The sequence below is a fragment of the Polynucleobacter sp. Nonnen-W13 genome, assembly GCF_018881735.1.
GTDB lineage: Bacteria > Pseudomonadota > Gammaproteobacteria > Burkholderiales > Burkholderiaceae > Polynucleobacter.
On sequence record NZ_JACVPU010000001.1, the window covers coordinates 163,607 to 183,063 of the forward strand.

The 19,457-nt window shown below is 46.5% G+C and carries 19 protein-coding genes; 12 read left to right on the forward strand and 7 right to left on the reverse strand.

The annotated features are described in order from the left end of the window. Positions 1-12 precede the first annotated feature (12 nt). The 3 genes from ICN27_RS00895 to rpe are packed head-to-tail and all read right to left on the reverse strand — an operon-like array spanning position 13 to position 2,793. A complete protein-coding gene (locus tag ICN27_RS00895) occupies positions 13-579 on the reverse strand; it encodes an aminodeoxychorismate/anthranilate synthase component II (protein ID WP_216268612.1) in 567 nt (188 codons plus the stop codon). Continuing rightward, positions 563-2,068, reverse strand: a complete 1,506-nt coding sequence (trpE, locus tag ICN27_RS00900; protein ID WP_216268613.1) for an anthranilate synthase component I — start codon at positions 2,066-2,068, stop codon at positions 563-565. The genes ICN27_RS00895 and trpE overlap by 17 nt, the downstream gene beginning before the upstream one ends. Beyond that, complete coding sequence (gene rpe / locus ICN27_RS00905) at positions 2,068-2,793, reverse strand: ribulose-phosphate 3-epimerase (protein WP_216268614.1); 726 nt, start codon at positions 2,791-2,793, stop codon at positions 2,068-2,070. Before rpe ends, trpE begins: the two co-directional genes overlap by 1 nt. Positions 2,794-2,842: 49 nt before the next feature. Between rpe and apaG the strand changes: the two genes are divergently transcribed. The 3 genes from apaG (at position 2,843) to ICN27_RS00920 (ending at position 5,299) form a co-directional block, all read left to right on the forward strand. Beyond that, positions 2,843-3,217: a Co2+/Mg2+ efflux protein ApaG gene (gene apaG / locus ICN27_RS00910; RefSeq protein WP_216268615.1), complete on the forward strand. Its 375-nt coding sequence runs from the start codon at positions 2,843-2,845 to the stop codon at positions 3,215-3,217. Between the two features lie 134 nt (positions 3,218-3,351). Continuing rightward, positions 3,352-4,497: a murein transglycosylase A gene (locus ICN27_RS00915; protein ID WP_216268616.1), complete on the forward strand. Its 1,146-nt coding sequence runs from the start codon at positions 3,352-3,354 to the stop codon at positions 4,495-4,497. A 25-nt stretch (positions 4,498-4,522) separates the two neighbouring features. Continuing rightward, positions 4,523-5,299 carry an enoyl-CoA hydratase gene (locus tag ICN27_RS00920; RefSeq protein WP_216268617.1) on the forward strand — a complete coding sequence of 259 codons (777 nt, stop codon included), beginning with the start codon at positions 4,523-4,525 and terminating at the stop codon, positions 5,297-5,299. A 22-nt stretch (positions 5,300-5,321) separates the two neighbouring features. Here ICN27_RS00920 and ICN27_RS00925 read toward each other — a convergent pair whose 3' ends face one another. Genes ICN27_RS00925 through bioA form a run of 4 tightly spaced genes read right to left on the reverse strand, consistent with a single transcriptional unit; the run spans position 5,322 to position 9,826 of the window. Further along, entirely contained in the window at positions 5,322-6,515 is a 1,194-nt protein-coding gene (locus tag ICN27_RS00925) for a M20 aminoacylase family protein (protein ID WP_216268618.1), read from the reverse strand. 19 nt (positions 6,516-6,534) lie between these two features. Further along, positions 6,535-7,257: a dethiobiotin synthase gene (bioD, locus tag ICN27_RS00930; protein WP_216268619.1), complete on the reverse strand. Its 723-nt coding sequence runs from the start codon at positions 7,255-7,257 to the stop codon at positions 6,535-6,537. Continuing rightward, positions 7,254-8,483 carry an 8-amino-7-oxononanoate synthase gene (locus ICN27_RS00935; protein ID WP_216268620.1) on the reverse strand — a complete coding sequence of 410 codons (1,230 nt, stop codon included), beginning with the start codon at positions 8,481-8,483 and terminating at the stop codon, positions 7,254-7,256. The genes bioD and ICN27_RS00935 overlap by 4 nt, the downstream gene beginning before the upstream one ends. Continuing rightward, complete coding sequence (gene bioA, locus ICN27_RS00940) at positions 8,480-9,826, reverse strand: adenosylmethionine--8-amino-7-oxononanoate transaminase (RefSeq protein ID WP_216268621.1); 1,347 nt, start codon at positions 9,824-9,826, stop codon at positions 8,480-8,482. The genes ICN27_RS00935 and bioA overlap by 4 nt, the downstream gene beginning before the upstream one ends. An 89-nt stretch (positions 9,827-9,915) precedes the next feature. Between bioA and bioB the strand changes: the two genes are divergently transcribed. The 9 genes from bioB to mraY all read left to right on the forward strand — a co-directional run bounded on the left by bioB (position 9,916) and on the right by mraY (position 19,449). After that, complete coding sequence (bioB, locus tag ICN27_RS00945) at positions 9,916-10,953, forward strand: biotin synthase BioB (RefSeq protein ID WP_215308831.1); 1,038 nt, start codon at positions 9,916-9,918, stop codon at positions 10,951-10,953. Between the two features lie 13 nt (positions 10,954-10,966). Next, complete coding sequence (gene coq7, locus ICN27_RS00950) at positions 10,967-11,596, forward strand: 2-polyprenyl-3-methyl-6-methoxy-1,4-benzoquinone monooxygenase (RefSeq protein ID WP_216268622.1); 630 nt, start codon at positions 10,967-10,969, stop codon at positions 11,594-11,596. A 274-nt stretch (positions 11,597-11,870) separates the two neighbouring features. Beyond that, positions 11,871-12,299 (forward strand): division/cell wall cluster transcriptional repressor MraZ, encoded by a 429-nt coding sequence (mraZ, locus tag ICN27_RS00955; protein WP_215310265.1) that lies wholly within the window; start codon positions 11,871-11,873, stop codon positions 12,297-12,299. Positions 12,300-12,311: 12 nt separating this feature from the next. Continuing rightward, positions 12,312-13,262, forward strand: coding sequence for a 16S rRNA (cytosine(1402)-N(4))-methyltransferase RsmH (gene rsmH, locus ICN27_RS00960; protein ID WP_216268623.1), 951 nt, complete (start codon positions 12,312-12,314; stop codon positions 13,260-13,262). Next, positions 13,259-13,525, forward strand: coding sequence for a cell division protein FtsL (gene ftsL, locus ICN27_RS00965; protein ID WP_046329456.1), 267 nt, complete (start codon positions 13,259-13,261; stop codon positions 13,523-13,525). Before rsmH ends, ftsL begins: the two co-directional genes overlap by 4 nt. Next, positions 13,522-15,294: a penicillin-binding protein 2 gene (locus tag ICN27_RS00970; RefSeq protein WP_216268624.1), complete on the forward strand. Its 1,773-nt coding sequence runs from the start codon at positions 13,522-13,524 to the stop codon at positions 15,292-15,294. The genes ftsL and ICN27_RS00970 overlap by 4 nt, the downstream gene beginning before the upstream one ends. Positions 15,295-15,299: 5 nt before the next feature. Next, complete coding sequence (locus ICN27_RS00975) at positions 15,300-16,844, forward strand: UDP-N-acetylmuramoyl-L-alanyl-D-glutamate--2,6-diaminopimelate ligase (RefSeq protein ID WP_255534916.1); 1,545 nt, start codon at positions 15,300-15,302, stop codon at positions 16,842-16,844. Further along, positions 16,841-18,289, forward strand: coding sequence for a UDP-N-acetylmuramoyl-tripeptide--D-alanyl-D-alanine ligase (murF, locus tag ICN27_RS00980; protein ID WP_255534917.1), 1,449 nt, complete (start codon positions 16,841-16,843; stop codon positions 18,287-18,289). Before ICN27_RS00975 ends, murF begins: the two co-directional genes overlap by 4 nt. After that, the gene (gene mraY, locus ICN27_RS00985; protein WP_216268626.1) at positions 18,280-19,449 is read left to right on the forward strand and encodes a phospho-N-acetylmuramoyl-pentapeptide-transferase; all 1,170 of its coding nucleotides are present in this window, start codon (positions 18,280-18,282) and stop codon (positions 19,447-19,449) included. Before murF ends, mraY begins: the two co-directional genes overlap by 10 nt. Positions 19,450-19,457 lie beyond the last annotated feature (8 nt).

Here is a 19,457-nt window from a genome sequence, read left to right on the forward strand (position 1 = left end):
CGTACCTGTGATTTATTTGGCTTGCAAGAAGTTCTTCAGTAATGCATGACCATGTTCTGAAAGAATCGATTCTGGATGGAATTGCACGCCTTCTACTGCAAGCTCTTTGTGGCGTACGCCCATAATTTCACCATCAGAAGAAGTGGCTGTTACCTCAAGAACTGCTGGTAATGAACTCTTTTCAATGGCAAGCGAGTGATAACGCGTTACTTTGAATGGGTTGAGCAAATCTTTGAAAACACCAACGCCAGTATGGTGAATATCATCAGTCTTGCCATGCATGACTTTCTGGGCGCGAATAATTTTTCCGCCGAATGCTTCACCAATGGCTTGGTGTCCAAGGCAGACGCCTAGGATTGGAATCTGTCCGGCATAGCGTTGAATCGTAGCCACTGAAATCCCTGCTTCAGCTGGACTGCAGGGCCCTGGTGAAATGCAAATACGTGCAGGATTAATCTTGGCGATCTCTTCAACGGAAATTTCATCATTACGGAGGACCTTTACCTCTTCGCCAAGTTCTGCAAAATACTGAACGAGGTTGTAGGTAAATGAATCGTAGTTATCAATCATGAGGAGCATCGAGTCCCCCTTGCACTAAATCGGCCGCCATTAAAACTGCTCGAGCTTTCACTTCGGTTTCTTTCCATTCGGCAGTGGGGTCAGAGTCTGCTACTACACCAGCACCTGCTTGAGAATGCAATACGCCATCACGAATTACGCCTGTACGAATGGCGATCGCTACATCCATATCTCCAGAGAAGGAGAGGTAGCCTACCGCACCACCATAAACCCCGCGTTTCACAATCTCCATCTCATCAATAATTTCCATCGCCCGAATTTTTGGGGCGCCTGATAAAGTGCCGGCAGGAAAGGTTGCGCGCAGAACGTCCATATTGCTCATATTGTCTACTAGCTCGCCTTCAACAGAGCTAACGATATGCTGTACGTGAGAATACTTTTCAATCGACATCGAATCTGTCACTTTGACAGTGCCTGTCTTGGCAATGCGACCTACATCGTTACGCGCCAAGTCAATCAACATCACATGTTCTGCAATTTCTTTTGGATCGGCAAGCAATTCTGTCGCAAGGCGCTCATCTTCCTTAGGTGTTGCGCCGCGAGGACGTGTGCCAGCTAATGGACGAATCGTCACAATCTTTTGACTCTCACGTTGTTCTTGGCGCACTAAGATTTCTGGTGATGAGCCCACTACCTGCAGATCACCAAAGTCATAGAAGTACATATAAGGTGATGGATTCAAAGAGCGTAATGCACGATAGAGAGCAAGCGGTGAATCTGTAAATGGTTTACTAATGCGCTGGCCAATCACCACCTGCATGCAGTCGCCAGCCAATATATATTCTTTGGTTTTGAGAACGGCATTTTCAAAGTCTGCTGCCTTGAACTTGCGGATCAATTCTGTTTTAGTGCTTGGTAATGAGGCTGGCATGCTCACAGGTTTGCTTAAGCAAGCAAGCAATTCTTTTAAACGCGCTTGGCCCTTATCAAAGCTATCTGTCACGCTGGGGTCTGCATAGACAATTAAATAAATGCGACCTGCAACGTTATCAACAACTGCTAACTCTTCGGTGAGCATCAATTGAATATCGGGCACACCCAATTCATCTGGCAGATGATGTTTTGCTAAACGTGATTCAATGTAACGAACCGTGTCATAGCCAAAGTAGCCAGCAAGACCACCACAGAAGCGTGGGAGACCGGCTTGTACTGCTACTTTAAAGCGCTTGAAATAAGCGTCTACAAAATCCAATGGGTTGTCATGATTACTTTCAATCACCTTGTCATTGAAGAGCACTTCAGTAAGTGGTGCATCAGGCGTACCCACTGTTCTCAAAACAGTTTTTGCAGGTAGCCCAATAAATGAGAAGCGCCCAAAGCGCTCACCACCTAAGACAGATTCAAGTAGATAGGTATTCTTTTGTCCAAAGGCCTGAGTGAGCTTGACGTATAGCGACAGCGGCGTCTCTAGGTCTGCTAAAACTTCTTTCACTAATGGAATGCGATTGAAACCCTGTTTTGCGAGGGCAAGAAATTCATCGTGCTGCATTAAGCTTTCCCTGACGTCGCTAGTTCTGCGCGCATCGCTTTAATGACGTCTGCATAATTTTCTTTGCCAAAGATTGCAGAGCCAGCAACAAAAGTATCTGCACCAGCTTTAGCGACTTCTGCAATGTTATCAACCTTAATTCCGCCATCTACTTCAAGACGAATATGGCGACCACTCTCTTGTTGATAACGATCTAGGCGCGCACGCACTTGAGTAATCTTATTTAGAGTACTAGGGATAAATGATTGACCACCAAAGCCTGGGTTTACGGACATGAGTAACACAAGGTCGAGCAGCTCCAATGTGTGGTCGAGGTGATCAAGCGGTGTTGCTGGGTTTAAAACCAATCCAGTTTGACAGCCTTGATCGCGAATCAAATTAATTGTGCGGTTCACATGAGGACTTGCCTCTGGATGAAAGCTAATCAGGTTTGCACCTGCTTTTGCAAAATCTGGAATGAGGCGGTCTACTGGTTCCACCATAAGGTGCACATCAATCATCGCCGGCTTGCCATCTTTTGTTGCATGAGGGCGAATTGCCTCGCAAACCAAGGGGCCAATAGTCAGGTTCGGAACGTAGTGGTTGTCCATCACATCAAAGTGAATCCAGTCTGCACCCGCCATGAGAACATCTTGAACTTCCTTGCCCAGGCAGGCAAAGTCAGCCGACAAAATGGAGGGGGCAATGACAAACTGGCTATTTGAGGGTGATTTCTGGCTATCCATCCCTAGATTCTAGCTTGCAGTTGGGCTTAGGATGGAGCAGAATTCGAGCATGAATCCTCATGAAATCAGCATTACAGTCAAAACCCAGTATTTGGCCGATCAGTCTGACCCTGATAACCGCCAATTTGCGTTTGCTTATACCGTCACCATCAGAAATACTGGTACGGCTAGTATTCAGGTCATTGCCCGTCATTGGTTCATCACGGACGGCGACAATGATGTCCAGGAAGTGCGTGGCTTGGGGGTGGTGGGCCAACAACCCCTTTTGCGGGCGGGGGAGCAATTTGAGTACACCAGCTGGGCCACTTTACCAACGCCGGCGGGAACAATGCGTGGAGAGTATTTCTGTGTCACGGAGGAAGCTCAGTTTTTCCAGGCCCCAATCCCTGAATTTGCCTTGGTGATGCCGAGAACCTTGCACTAGGTTCTCAAAAACACTATTTTTTGCCTTTACCAGTCCAAAAGACGATAAAAAGCAGTAGGGCTAAGGCTAGGCCACCCTCCAAGGCAAACAAGATCATCGGGTATTCATCGAGTAAATTGGCAATCATGATTTCTATGTCCAAATTAATAAGTCGCGAGACTGCTTTGCGGATTCTTCTCTGCAGTGTATTCGTTATCAGCATTGTCAGCTTATTGGCTGCTTGCTCTACGCCTTCTACCCGTGGATCTGCTTATCGATCTAGTGCCGCAGCCCCAACTAGCTATAGCTCCTCGATCGCCAGCTTCCGATCTGTTTCTTGGCAAGACTTACCTGGTTGGCAGGAGGATGACTTAACTCAGGCTTGGCCAGCTTGGCTCAAAAGTTGTGATGCCCTGCGTAAACGCAATAGTGAAATGAATTGGCGCCAGGCATGCGCTCAAGCCGGCAACGTTTCAGGTCGTGATGAACGTGCAATTCGTCAATACTTTGAGGGAAATTTTCAGGCATACGAAGTACGTAATAGTGCTACAGGCAACGAATCTGGACTAATCACAGGTTATTACGAGCCTGTCATGAATGGCTCCCAAACCCGCACAGCCACTTACTCTATTGCCTTGTACGGCCTGCCAAATGCCTGGAAGGGCTCAAAGCCAAGCCCTGCGCCAACACGTGCAGAACTCATGAGTTCTGGAGTGCTGCGAGGTTCAGAAATCGCCTGGGTGCAAGATCCTGTAGCTGCTGCTTTTATGCAAATTCAGGGCTCTGGAAAAATTCGTTTAGAAGATGGACGTGTATTGCGACTTGGGTATGCCGGCACCAATGATCAGCCGTTCAAGTCTTTTGCCCAGTGGTTGCTCGATCGCAAGGAGATCACGCGCGGTGAAGCAACGATGCAGGGTATTTCTGCATGGGCTAAGCGCAACCCAGGCCGAGTAGAGGAGATGCTCAATGCCAACCCTCGCTTTGTATTCTTTAAAGAGTTGCCGAGTAATGTCAGCCCTGACCTTGGCCCTAATGGTGCTTTAGGAGTCCCTTTAACAGCCGAACGTAGTATTGCCATTGATCTGAAGGCGATGCCCTTAGGCGCCCCAGTCTTCTTGAGTACTACCAAACCCTTGAGTAGCCAAATCTTGCAAAAGTTGGTGATGGCCCAAGATACAGGTAAAGCCATTGTGGGCGGGGTACGAGCAGATTACTATTGGGGATCAGGAGATTCTGCAGGTGAGTTAGCGGGACGCATGAAGCAAGATGGCAAGATGTGGTTATTGCTACCACGCTGAACAAATTATTTTTTGAAAGAGATTGATGACCTACAACACTATATTGACTGAAGTGGATGGCAAAGTTGCCGTCATTACCCTCAATCGCCCTCAAGTATTAAATGCCCTGAATGATGAGTTAATGAATGAGTTAGGTAAGGCCTTGTTGGGTTTTGATGCTGACGACAATATTGGTTGCATCATCGTCACCGGAAGTGAAAAAGCTTTTGCTGCCGGCGCAGATATTGCAACAATGGCGAAGTATGGATTTGCTGATGTTTATCGTAGCGGCTTTATCTCTCGTAACTGGGAAGAGATTAAAAAAGTACGCAAGCCAGTGATTGCGGCAGTGTCTGGATATGCGCTTGGCGGTGGGTGTGAGTTGGCCATGATGTGCGACACTATCATGGCAGCGGATAATGCGAAGTTTGCTCAACCAGAGGTGAAGCTGGGAATCATCCCTGGCGCCGGTGGTACACAACGTCTACCACGTGCAGTCTCAAAAGCAAAGGCAATGGATTTGGCGCTGACCGGCCGGATGATGGATGCGACTGAAGCCGAGCGCTCTGGTCTTGTTGCCCGTATTTTCCCGCAAGCAGATTTGCTAAAAGAGGTGAAAGCGATTGCTAAGACTATTGCAGATATGCCACTGCTGACTGCGATGATGGTGAAAGAAGCAATTAATGCCGCATATGAAACTACGCTATCAGAGGGTATGCACCTTGAGCGTCGATTATTCCACTCTTGCTTTGCAAGCAATGATCAAAAAGAAGGCATGGCAGCTTTTATGGAAAAGCGCCCAGCTCAATTTACGAACTCGTAAAAACTTCAGCGCTCAGAGTAAATTATTTTTGTAAGTAGCGTTGGGCTAGCTTGACCCAGTAGCTAACACCTACTGGGATCAGTGCATCATTAAAGTCATAAGAAGGATTATGAAGATGGCATGGACCCATGCCATGACCCACCGAGCGGTGATCGCCATCACCATTACCTAGAAACACATAGCAACCAGGTTTCTCTAGCAGCATGAATGCAAAATCTTCTGCGCCCATTGTTGGGTCGATAGCGGTATTGACGTTTTGTATCCCAACCAGCTCGCTCATGACCTCGCTTGCAAAATTCACTTCCTTGTCATGATTGATGAGTGGAGGATAGTTGCGAGCAAAACTGACTTCTGCTTGACAGTCAAATGCGCTAGATACACTGTGTGAGATCTCTCTCAAGCGTTGTTCAATTAAGTCTAGGACTTCGATGGTAAATGTGCGAACTGTTCCGCCAATAAAAGCGCTATCCGGAATGACGTTGCTCGTCTCGCCTGCATGGAACTGCGTTACCGATAATACAGCTGCGTCTACTGGGCGCTTATTGCGGGTAATGATGCTTTGTAGTGCTTGCACAACTTGAGTGCCGGCAAGTACAGGGTCAGCACTATTGTGTGGCAAGGCGGCATGTCCACCCTTACCTCGAATGGTGATTTCAAAAGTATTACTAGAGGCCATCATCGGGCCAGACGTCACGCCAAAATGCCCTTCGGCAAGTCCCGGCCAGTTATGTAGACCAAAGACAGCATCGCAAGGAAATTGCTTAAAGAGTCCATCATTAATCATCTCTTGCGCGCCAGCACCACCCTCTTCTGCTGGCTGAAAAATGAAAATGACCGAACCGGTAAAGTCTCGATGATTAGATAAGTATTGAGCGGCACCCAAGAGCATGGCAGTGTGGCCATCATGGCCGCAGGCATGCATCTTGCCGGGATTCTTTGAGGCATGTTCAAAGTTATTGTGTTCTTGTAATGGCAGTGCATCCATGTCGGCACGTAATCCAACCATCTTGCCTGAACCTAATTCCCCATCTAACCTTCCAACCACACCAGTTTTTCCGAGGCCGCGATAAACCGTAATTCCCCAGCTCGAGAGTGCTTCAGCTACCAGATCAGATGTACGATTTTCTTCAAAACGCAATTCTGGGTGCGCATGAATATTGCGGCGAATCTCTTGAATAGCTGATGCGGAGTCGATAATTTCTGGAAGTAATCGCATAGAACGATCTTATCTGAATTTACGTAGGTAGTTTTATATGTTCTGCAGCAAACCCTAAGGCCTCAATGGAATAGGGGGCATTCTCTGATTTCTGAAGCTGCTGAGGAAGGGTCGGAACAAGACCTAAAAAAGGTGCAAAAATGCGGTCTTTCAAGGTTTGAATATTTTCAGATAATAGAGGCATTTCCTCTGCTAGCGTGTTGGCTACCCAGCCCGCAATCTTTAGCTGACGTGACGCAATGGCTTCGCAAGTGAGTAGGGCATGATTAATACAGCCCAAGCGCATTCCTACTACAAGAATGACTGGCAAGTCCATCGCCTGAGCTACATCCCCCAAATCCTCTTGCTCATTTAGCGGCACTAAAAACCCTCCCGCACCTTCCACTACAACCGAATCGAATACTGAGGTCAATGCATTGAACTCATCTAAGATCAGCGTAGCATCTAAATGCACCTTATTTTTCTGGGCAACCAGATGGGGTGCTGCCGCCACATCTAGAACAAATGGACAAAGACTTTGCTCGCCGGACTTTAATCCTGAAGCAATCCGTAATGTCTCTAAGTCTTCATTGAGTGTTTGGCCACTAGCATCAATATAAGTGCCTGCAACCACAGGTTTGAAGGCTATTGTACGAATACCAGCTTTTCTTAGTTTAAGAATGAGTGCACCGCTGACTAAAGTTTTGCCAACTTCAGTATCGGTGCCTGTGACAAAAAAACCACTAGATGTACTCAGTGTCATAAATTGCTTTTTACTTCTTGCTCAATCACTTGCAATGTCTTTATCAGTTCGCGCAAGTCATCAACACTATGGTTTGCAGAAAAAGTAATACGTAGACGAGAGCTACCAACTGGAACGGTAGGCGGTCTAATTGCTGGGATCCAATAACCTGCTTCATCTAAGAGCTTAGCGGCTAGCAATGCGCTAGCATTGCTTCCTAAGATCACAGGCTGTATTGGAGTGGATGAAGGTGTTTTCCCCCAGCCTTGGAAAGTCATTTCATCACGCCAAATTTGAATCAGTTGATTTAATTGTTTGCGACGCTCAATACCTTCCTTGCCCTCGATTAGTTCCAAACTGGTAAGCAGGGTATGCGCAATTGCAGGCGGCGTAGCGGTGCTATAAATATAGGGACGCCCTTTTTGGATGAGCCATTCAATAAAGGGCGAGGCTGCACAAATAAATGCACCACTAACGCCAGCTGCTTTACCAAGCGTGCCAACGTAAATAATTCTTTCTGAATAAACTCCCGATTGCTCCAAAATGCCATGGCCATGCTCGCCAAGCACGCCAAAACCATGCGCATCATCTACCATGAGTAGCGCATCATATTGTTCGGCAAGATTAAGCAGATCTCTAACGGGCGCGATATCCCCATCCATGCTGAAGACGCCATCGATCACAATCAATTTGAGTGGGTATGCATCTTGCTTTAATGCCTCTTTTAAAAAATCGAGATTTTGGTGATCAAACAAAGTCACTTTGGCTTTGGTTTGTGAGCTCGCTAGACGGACACCATCAATCAAAGAGGCATGATTAAGTTTGGCCGAATAAATGCTTACTTCACCTTGATTAGCAAGTCTACTGAGACCGGTAATTGCATTGATGTTGGCAAGATAGCCAGTACTGAAGAACAATGCTCTTGTATTAGGAATATATTTACTCTCACAGGCCGCTAATTTTTTTTCAAGCAAGTCATGCGCAACGCTATGGCCACTGATTAAGTGTGATGCTCCGCTACCAACCCCATATCGTTTTCCACCTTCCGCAAGCGCAAAAACTAATTCAGGGTGATTAGCTAGGCCTAAGTAGTCGTTACTACAAAACGCTTTGAGTTCTCGTTGGTCAACCCGAGCCTTGGTATCGCAGGGTGACGTGGTGGTACGCAATGCACGTCTGAGCAACTGCGTATCTAAATCGGCAATCTGATGTACTGCCATATCGCGAGCTTTAAAGTGGGCGCTCATAGAAGTACCTGATTTAGGGCACGCCGTACAGAAGCACCCATTTGCATCGTTTCTTCGGCAGATAGAATGTACGGCGGCATGACGTAAATCGTATTGCCAATGGGCCTAATGAGAATGCCTTCTGCCATCCCTGCTGAAAACATCTCTCGTGAAAAAGTATTTTTACGCTGGAGTGATTCAGGTTTGACATCAAATGCCAGGATCATGCCCTGATGTCGCCAATGTTCGATGCGAGGATCTACTTTTGCCCAAGCAAATGCACTAGCAAGATCTTTGCTACGTCCAATATTTTTTTCTAGAACAGATTCAGTTTTGAAGATTTCTAAGCAGGCGAGGGCAGCTGCGCATGCTAATGGGTTGCCCGTGTAGGAATGCGAGTGCAAGAATCCTTGTTGCAGTTGATCGCCATAGAAGGCCTGATAAATTTTGTCAGTTGTCATAGAGAGTGACAACGGCAGGTATCCACCACTGATACCCTTAGAGAGCGTCAAGAAGTCCGGCCAAATTTCTGCATACTCACAAGCAAAAAACTTTCCTGATCGACCACAGCCTACTGCGATCTCATCGGCGATGAGGTGAATGTTGTAGCGATCACAGAGTGATCTTACAAGGCGCAAATATTCAGGAGAGTACATTGCCATTTGCCCAGCGCACTGAACGAGTGGCTCAACAATGATCGCAGCAATATTCTGATGCTCTACCTTCAGTAACTCTTCTAATTTTTCTGCTGCTTGCATGGCGACATCGTCAGCACTTTCACCAGGCTGCGCTTTTCGTGCATCAGGTGAAGGCACGGTAAAGACATCTTGTAATAGCGATCCATATGCTTCTCGAAAGATCGCAACATCAGTGACTGCTAATGCACCCAAAGTTTCACCGTGGTAACCATTTTCTAGACAGATAAATTTTTTCTTTTGGGGCTGATTATTCAGTTGCCAAAAGTGGTGGCTCATCTTCAAAGCAATCTCTACTGCAGATGCACCATCGGATGCAAAAAACACGTGACCTAAATGGCCTTGAGTTAAAGCAGATAGTTTTTCGGATAGCTCCACAACAGGAGGGTGGGTAAATCCTGCAAGCATGACATGCTCAATTTTTTCAAGCTGACTCGTAATGGCTTGGTTGATGCGTGGATTGGAGTGGCCAAATAGATTAGTCCACCAAGAGCTAATGCAATCTAGGAGGCCATTGCCCTGGTCATCAAAGAGCCAAGCACCCTTACCTTTAGTAATGGCAATTAATGGCAATGACTCGTGATGCTTCATCTGAGTGCAGGGATGCCAAACGGCATCTAGGCTGCGATCAACCAGAGAGCTTTGATTTGGGTCGGAAATAAGCTTCATGTTTGGTATTTGACCACTAGTTTTTCCTAATTAAAGCCTGTATCTGTTATGTTTATGCCTTGAATTGATCTATTTTCTGGAATTCGACCATGCAGGCCACCCAAACTATTGAAAAACCCCTCACCCAAGTCAAGTCTCAAAAGGATTTGCATAAAGAGCTTGGCGCTTTGGGTGCTTGGTCGGTAGCCCAGGTTGAGGCTCTATTTGCCCTTCCATTTAGCGATTTGATGTTCAGGGCACAAGAGACTCATCGTGCCAACTTCCCTGATGGTGACGTGGAATTGGCTACGCTTCTGTCAATTAAGACTGGTGGCTGCCCGGAGGATTGTGGGTATTGTCCTCAGGCTGCCCGATATGACACTGACGTTAAGGCGAACAAGTTAATGGATTTAGACGAGGTACTTGAGGCTGCCAAAGCTGCCAAAGCTGCCGGATCTAACCGCTTTTGCATGGGTGCTGCTTGGCGGGAGCCTAAGGATCGCGATATTGAAAAAGTCGCCGCCATGATTAAGGGCGTAAAGGCCTTGGGCCTAGAAACCTGCGCTACGCTGGGTATGCTAGAAGCAAGTCAGGCACAAGCCCTCCAAGAGGCAGGTTTAGACTTCTACAACCACAACTTAGATACTAGCGAGGACTTTTATCGCTCAGTTATCTCTACTCGGGGCTATCAAGACCGCTTGGACACGATTTCTAATGTGCGTGCTGTCGGCATGTCAGTGTGTTGTGGCGGTATTGTAGGTATGGGTGAATCCCGCGAACAACGCGCAGCCTTCTTGACACGTTTGGCTAATTTAAGTCCGTATCCAGAGTCAGTTCCCATTAACCATTTGGTTCCTGTAGCAGGAACTCCTCTGGCAGATCAGAAGCCCTTGGATCCACTTGAATTTGTGAGAACTATTGCTGTAGCTCGCATTACTATGCCGCGTGCACGAGTGCGCCTCTCGGCTGGACGTCAGGAGCTGGGTAGGGCAGTTCAGGCCATGTGCTTCCAGGCTGGCGCCAATTCGATTTTCTATGGTGAGCAACTACTTACTACCGGCAATCCCGAGGCAGAACAAGACCGTGAGCTATTGGCTGAGTTAGGTTTGAAGACTAAGCAGAGCAGCAAAACAGAGGTTTTAGTCTAATTTCTAAAAGCCTATGGCCTTAATCGATCGCTTCATTATCGAGTTTGACTCAGCCCTACGTTCGGTAGTCGGGGGTGCTCATGCCCATCGTCCAATACCGGGTTCCAATACCTCGTCAAGCGGATTATTGGATGCCAAAGAGAGGGAGCACGCGGCTGGATTAATGCGTGTAAACCACGTAGGCGAGGTCTGCGCCCAAGCGCTTTACCAAGCTCAAAAATTAGTAGCCCGCAACCCTGAAATTCGGCAGATGTTAGATGACTCTGGCCAAGAAGAAATGGATCATTTGGCTTGGTGTGAAACACGCCTCCAAGAGTTGGGCTCGCATACCAGTTATCTCAATCCAATTTGGTATGCAGGATCCTTTGCAATCGGCTTGGCTGCTGGCTTAGCGGGCGATAAATGGAGTCTGGGATTTGTTGCCGAAACAGAAAAGCAGGTAGAAAATCACCTCGAAAGTCATCTCGAAAAATTACCTGCAGAAGATGAGCGTTCTCGCGCAATTGTTGACCAAATGCGCATCGATGAAATTGAGCATGGACAGGCGGCAATTTTGGCTGGTGGAGCGGTCTTGCCGAAGTCCATTCAGAGCCTCATGCAGGCAATGTCTAAAGTGATGACAAGCACTGCTTACAAAATCTAGTTCTAAATTAATTATTTCGTATATTTTCCTTTAGAGTACTGTTCATTAATACAGTATATTTACCTATTATTAGGCTAAATAGCTAAGACCTATTCTTAAGTATATTTTCCAAGCCATTGTTTCAAGTAGCATTTTTATAAGCACCATTTTATCAACATATCACGCTAAGTGTTTGTAATCACTAGGAAATTTCCTAAAAAATAAGCCAAAAACACTTGACCCCCTTATTACGATCCTCTAAAGTGGGAGGAAGTGTGAAAAAGTGGGGTAAATGGTGTTTCAAGGTGCGTCAGCTCTCAATTTAGATGCAAAAGGCCGCATGTCTGTGCCGGCAAAGCATCGTGACGCCTTGTTAGTTCAAGGTGAGGGCCGAATTACGCTCACAAAACACCCCGACGGATGCCTATTGCTGTTCCCTCGACCTGAGTGGGAAACCTTTCGCTCACGTGTAGCGCAATTACCGATGGATGCGCATTGGTGGCGCCGCATTTTTCTTGGCAATGCTGCGGAGATTGATTTGGACAGCGCCGGAAGAATATTGGTGAGCCCGGAGTTACGATCAGCCGCTGGTATTGAAAAAGAAGTGATGTTGCTCGGCATGGGTAGTCATCTAGAGTTGTGGGACGCCGCTACTTACGCTGCAAAAGAACAGGCTGCCATTGCACAAGGTATGCCTGAAGCCCTGAAGCAATTTAATTTTTGATGACAGGGTGCCATGAACATAACTCATCGCCCAGTATTGCTGGCCGAGGCGGTGACAGCTCTGGTCAATGGACCACTCATCACCTCTTCTGCAGCTTCAAAAAATCTACTCTTGATCGATGGAACCTTTGGGCGCGGTGGTCATACTCAAGCCCTGTTGGCGCAACTACCTGCAAATGCGCGAATGATTTCTTTCGACAAGGATCTGGATGCGATCGCAGTAGCGGAAAAAATCAAGGACTCGCGTTTACGCATCGTGCACGACAGTTTTGCGCAGATGGATCAGTACGCGGACCCAGAATCAGTCGATGGAATTCTGTTGGATCTCGGTATCAGCTCTCCACAGGTGGACGAAGCACACCGTGGGTTCTCCTTTCGCAAGGATGGTCCACTCGATATGCGCATGAACACAGACCAAGGCTTAACGGCAGCGGAGTGGTTGGAGCACGCATCACAAGAGGACATCACCAGCGTGATTAAGACTTACGGTGAGGAACGTTTTGCATTTCAGATTGCTAAAGCCATTGTGGCAAAGCGAGAAGAAGGCTTATCTCCAAAAACAACCTTGCAATTAGCAACTCTAGTAGCCAGCGTAGTTCGCACAAGAGAGCTTGGTCAAGATCCTGCGACTCGTACTTTCCAAGCACTCCGTATTTTTATTAATCGTGAGTTAGAAGATTTGGAAATCGGATTAAAGGCAGCACTCAATTTATTAAAGCCCGGCGCACGCTTAGCAGTGATTAGCTTTCATTCTCTCGAAGATCGGATTGTGAAGCAGTTTTTGCAGTCACACGCCAAGGTCGAAGTACCTCGAGGTTTGCCCGTCCGCGATCGAGATTTACCGCAAAGCGACTTAGAAATTATTGGGCGCGTGAAGCCAAGCGACGAGGAAGTTCGAGAGAACCCTCGCGCTCGTTCCGCCATTATGCGTATTGCTGAAAAACGCGCAGGAGTGACAGCTTGAATCGCGCTACGCTTACCTTGCTGGTATTGCTATTGGTTTGCGCACTATCTTTAGTAGCGGCGCAGCAGCGTGCGCGTAAATTATTTATTTCGCTAGACCGCGCACAAATCGAGGAGCGCAAACTCAATCAAGACTGGCTACGCTTAGAGTATGAGCAGCGCAATCTATCGAAGTCCGCACGAATTCGCGATGTTGCTCGTAATCAGTTGCACATGGCCCCTATATCTCCAGAGCGTACTTTGTATTTAAAGGAGGCTAGATGAGGACTGTAGGTTTCTCAACTACGCCTAATCTAGTATTGCGTCTGCCAATGTGGCGGTCACGCCTAATGCTGTTCATGTTGTTCTTCGTGTTCATGCTATTGCTAATCCGCGCTTTCTGGATTCAGGGTCCGGGAAATGCTTTTTATGAAGCAAAAGGTGTGCGTGGTACACAGCGTGAATTGGAATTACCTGCTTCCCGTGGAAAGATATTGGATCGAAATGGCCAGGTGATTGCTACGAGCTTAGAGGCAAAGTCAGTGATTGCCTATAACGATACTGTGCCCGATGATTTAGCTGCGGATAAGGTTCAGAAGTTAGCGAAATTATTGCAGTTAAGCGAATCTGAGCTGCGTAAAAAGTTAAAAGAGGATCGTAAGCAGATTTTTTTGAAGCGCCAAGTGGATCCAGTAGTTGCGCAACAGATTAAGGAATTAGAAATTCCGGGCATTGGTTTGAATAATGAATACCGTCGCTTTTACCCAGAAGGTGAAGCGATGGCGCACGTTGTTGGCTTTACAAATGTGGAAGATCGTGGCCAAGAGGGCATGGAACTTTCAAGAGAAAAAGAATTGGCTGGGCACCCAGGCGCTCGTCGTGTAGTAGTTGATCGCCTCGGTCGTGTTGTTGAAGATGTTGCAATTTTGCAGTTACCGCAAAATGGTAAAGATCTGCAACTTTCTATTGACAGCAAGATTCAGTTTCTAGCTTATAACGCTGTTAAAAATGCAGTTGAGCAGCACCGTGCGAGCGCTGGTGGTGCAGTCGTCTTGGACACTCAGACTGGCGAGATCTTGGCTTTAGCAAATTATCCAAGCTATAACCCAAATGATCGTAAAAAGCTAACGGGTGAGCAGTTACGTAATCGTGTTTTGACCGACACCTTTGAGCCTGGCTCAACAATCAAACCATTAACTGTGGCAATTGCTTTGGAGAAGGGTGTTATCACCCCCAATACCAATATGGTGATTGGGGCTAAATACCTGGTGGGTCCAAAACCGATCACGGATACCCACCCTTACAGCAACCTAACTATTTCTCAAATTATTCAAAAATCTAGCAACATTGGTACGGCCAAAATTGCGATGAATAATTTATCTGCCGAAGAAATGTGGAATTTCTATACATCCGTTGGTTTGGGTCAGGCGCCGAAGATTGGCTTCCCTGGTGCCGTAGCTGGTACGGTCCATCCTTATAAAAAATGGATGCCAACAGATCAGGCGCGAATCGCATTTGGTTATGGTATTTCAGGTTCACTCTTCCAAGTTGCTCGCGCATACACTATCTTTGCACGTGATGGCGAGTTAGTGCCCCTCACGATTGAGCGAAGTCCAGAATTTAAGCCTGGCACCCATATTATTTCTGCCAAGACAGCCATTGAGATGCGCAGCATGATGGAGTCTGTAACTGAGCCTGGGGGAACTGCCATTAAAGCGCAGGCCGAAGGTTATCGAGTTGGTGGAAAAACAGGAACAGCGCATAAATTAGTGGGTAAGGGTTATGGCAATAAATACCGTGCTTACTTTGCAGGTCTAGCGCCGATTAGTGCTCCTCGCATTGTGGTTGCTGTAATGATTGATGAGCCAACTGGTGGCAGTCATTATGGTGGTGATGTTGCTGCACCAGTCTTTTCCACTATTGTGAGTGAGACTCTGCGTACCTTGAATGTAGTACCAGATAGCAATATTAAGCAAATGACGCTGCAGGATAAAAATCCTACAGAAATTCAGATTGCTGCAGTCAAAACAAATGCAGCGGTTCTAAAAAGATGATGACAATGGTCTACATAGAACCCCATCTCTTAATCTCACATTTACGTGATCTCACTGCAGGTAATGCAAAAGTAACTGCAGATAGCCGTCAAATTCATTCTGGCGACATCTTTTTTGCATACGCTGTTGGTCATGGTAATGCCCTACGAGATGGTCGCGATTACATTGCGGCCGCCTTAGCAAATGGGGCTGCGGCAGTGGTATTCGATCCTGCTGATGGTATTGCGAATGAGTACTTAGACCACCCAGAATGTTTTGCTGTCGAGAATTTAGCGGCCTTGGCTGGAGAGCTCTGCTCGGAGTGGTACGGCTACCCAAGCAAAAATCTCAATGTCATCGGCGTCACAGGTACTAATGGAAAAACGAGTATTACTCAGTGGCTGGCGCAGGCAATGGATGAACCGAATCATCGCACTGCAGTATTAGGCACATTGGGGACTGGGTTTCAGGGTGCACTCGTTCAAACTGGTTACACCACGCCAGATGCACCGCAATTGCAAACCCAATTAAAAGAATTATCTGATGCAGGCGCTCAAAATCTTGCTATAGAGATTTCTTCTCATGCATTAGATCAAGGCCGTGTTACTGGCTTACATATACGAAGTGCGGTATTTACCAATTTGACGCAAGATCACTTGGATTACCACGGCACGATGGGAGAGTACGCCGCAGCAAAAGCAAAATTATTTAAGTTTCCACAACTTGAAAATGCCATCATTAATTTTGATGATGCATTCGGGCGAGAATTGGCAATGAAGCTCCTCGCTAGCGATGGTCCTCAGGTGTGGGGCTATGCATTGAGTAGCAAGGCGTTTGCTGGATTCGAAAAGTTTGATGATCGTTTGAAACGCGTTTACGCAGAAAACACCGTATTGACGACCTCGGGCTATGAGTCTCAATTCAGCTGTGATGCCTTAGGTTCGGGTACTACTCAGCTTGCAGTTTTAGGTGAATTTAATCTCAGCAATTGCCTTGCTGTTTGGACCGTCCTGCTAGCTCAAGGTATGAGTCCAAATCATGCCTCTAAAAATATGAACAAGCTAAGTGCTGTTCCAGGACGCATGGAACTGATTCACTTGAATAAAACACAAAGAACTGAGGGTCCATTGATTGTGGTGGATTACGCACACACACCTGATGCCCTCACTAAAGCGTTGAACGCATTACGCCCCATTGCAAATCAGCGTAATGGAAAAGTGTGGTGTGTCTTTGGTTGCGGTGGTAATCGAGACTTAGGTAAGCGCCCTCAAATGGGTCGTGCAGCACAAGTCTCGGCTGATCATATTGTGATTACAAGTGATAACCCTAGATCTGAAGATCCAGTCTCTATTATTACCATGATTCAAGCTGGTATGTCAGGTGACCTTTCGAATGTACAAGCGCTGCCTGATAGGGCGGCCGCTATTATGGCTGCGGTACGACATGCCGATATCCGGGATATTGTCTTGGTTGCTGGTAAAGGGCATGAGTCTAGTCAAGAAATCAATGGCAAGAAATTTGATTTTTCTGATCAAGAACACATTCGTTTGGCAGCAGGGGGCAGCGTATGAGTACGCCTATGACTAATCTTGCTCAAGTTCATGCGATGTTGCCGGGCAGTCAGTTGATTCACGCGGATAAAGAATCTGCGCAAGCAATCACTATTTCTCGTATTGGTAGTGATAGTCGTCAGATTGAGTCTGGTGAATTATTCATCGCTTTGGCGGGCGAACGTTTTGATGCGCATGATTTTTTGGATGATGTCATCAAGGCAGGCGCCAGTGCAGCACTCATTAGTCAAAAAGAAAAGTGCCCTACAAATTTAGCTGCAGTATGTGTCCAAGATGTTAAGCAAGGCTTGGGTGAATTAGCAAAGGCATGGCGTGCACAGTTTTCTATTCCAGTGGCTTTAGTAACTGGATCTAATGGCAAGACCACAGTAAAAGAGATGATTGCTTCGATCTTTAAGGTGGCTGCAGGTGAAGAACGCACTCTGGTCACTAAAGGCAATCTCAATAACGATATTGGTTTACCTTTAACCTTGCTACGGATGCGATCAACTGATCGCCTAGCAGTGATTGAGTTGGGTATGAATCATCCTGGTGAAACGGCAGAGTTAGCAGTCATTACTCAGGCCAATATAGCCCTCATTAATAATGCTCAACGTGAGCATCAAGAATTTATGGCGACTGTGGAAGCTGTTGCAAAAGAACATGCAGCTGCCTTGAGTTCACTTCCTAAAGATGGTGTCGCAGTATTTCCAGCAGATTCTGAATTCTCTGATGTTTGGTATCAAGCCGCTGCAGGACGCAAGGTCATTGATTTTGCTTTATCCACTAACTCTACTTTCGCTTCGGCTTCTGTTACTGGCAAGTTATTACTTAGCGGAAAAATTGAGATTACAACTGAACTCAGCAAGATTGAGATCCAGCTTAATACCTTGGGAAGTCACAATGTGCGCAATGCCCTAGCAGCTAGCGCAGTTGCTATAGGTGCTGGATTAAGTTTGGAGCAAATCAAAGCTGGTCTGGAATTATTTGTTCCGGTTAATGGACGCATGCAATCAAAACCTTTAAATACAGGCCGTACTTTGATTGACGATAGTTATAACGCCAATCCTGATTCTGTAAGGGCTGCTATTGATGTACTGAAACAGTCTGGCAATACCTCTTGGTTGGTATTGGGTGATATGGGTGAAGTGGGCGACCAAGGCCCTAGCTTCCATGAGGAAGTTGGCGCTTATGCTGCTGAGCAGGGTGTTAGCAAGTTATTCGCACTCGGAGAGCAGTGCAAATTTGCAGTGCAAGCATTTAATGAGTCAGAGAAGTTTTCGCCTGCTAGCAGCGCTACGCATTTTTCAACATTAGATCAGCTGCTTGAAGAGCTCAATGAGGCGCTAGCGGATCAAGAGTCAAGTCAGCAGCTGCATTTAGATATTTTGGTTAAGGGATCTCGTTTTATGCGTATGGAGCGTGTAGTGCAGGCCTTATTAGAGGAGGCTAAAACATGCTCTTAATGTTGGCGCAATGGTTGCAAGATGATTTTGGATTTTTCCGGGTCTTTAGCTACATCACATTTAGAGCGGTGATGGCAACAGTGACTGCTTTGCTGATTGGCTTAGCAGCTGGCCCCTGGGTTATTCGGAAGTTGACCGCATTAAAGATGGGTCAAGCGGTTCGTACAGACGGGCCACAAACCCATTTGGTGAAATCAGGCACCCCTACTATGGGTGGCGTATTGATTTTGTTAGGTATTTTTATCTCCTGCATGCTGTGGGCTGATCTGAGCAATCGTTTTATCTGGATTGTGATGATTGTGACTTTTGGATTTGGCTTGATTGGTTGGGTTGATGATTACCGCAAAGTGGCGCGGAAAGATCCTAAGGGAATGGCTTCAAGAGAAAAATTCTTTTGGCAAACTTTGATTGGCTTATTTGCCGCTATTTATTTAGCTTTCTCTGTGTCCGAAGTGAATAACCTCAAAGTTTTACAGTTGTTCTTTGATTGGCTTAAGAGTGGCTTCGCTTTGGACTTACCGGCTAAGTCAAACTTGCTCATTCCTTTTATGAAAGAGGTGAGTTACCCATTGGGTGTAATGGGCTTCATCATTTTGAGTTATTTAGTGATTGTTGGAAGTAGTAATGCCGTTAATCTAACGGACGGACTAGATGGTCTAGTGATCATGCCAGTAATATTGGTCGGTGCTGCTCTAGGCGCATTTGCTTATGTGATGGGTAATGCAATTTACGCAAAGTACTTATTGTTCCCTTACATTCCCGGTGCAGGTGAGCTCATGATTTTCTGTGGAGCTATGGGTGGTGCGGGATTAGCTTTTCTTTGGTACAACACGCATCCAGCTCAAGTATTTATGGGTGACGTTGGTGCACTTGCATTGGGTGGTGCACTCGGAACTATTGCCGTGATTGTTCGTCAGGAAATCGTACTCTTCGTCATGGGCGGTATTTTTGTCGCAGAGACACTGTCAGTGATGCTACAAGTTTTCTGGTTCAAATTCACTAAAAAGCGTTTCGGTGAGGGGCGTCGTATTTTTAGAATGGCTCCACTACATCATCATTTCGAATTGGGTGGCTGGCGCGAAACACAGGTTGTGGTTCGCTTCTGGATCATCACTATTTTATTAGTTCTCATTGGCCTCTCCAGCCTGAAATTAAGGTAAGCCAAAGA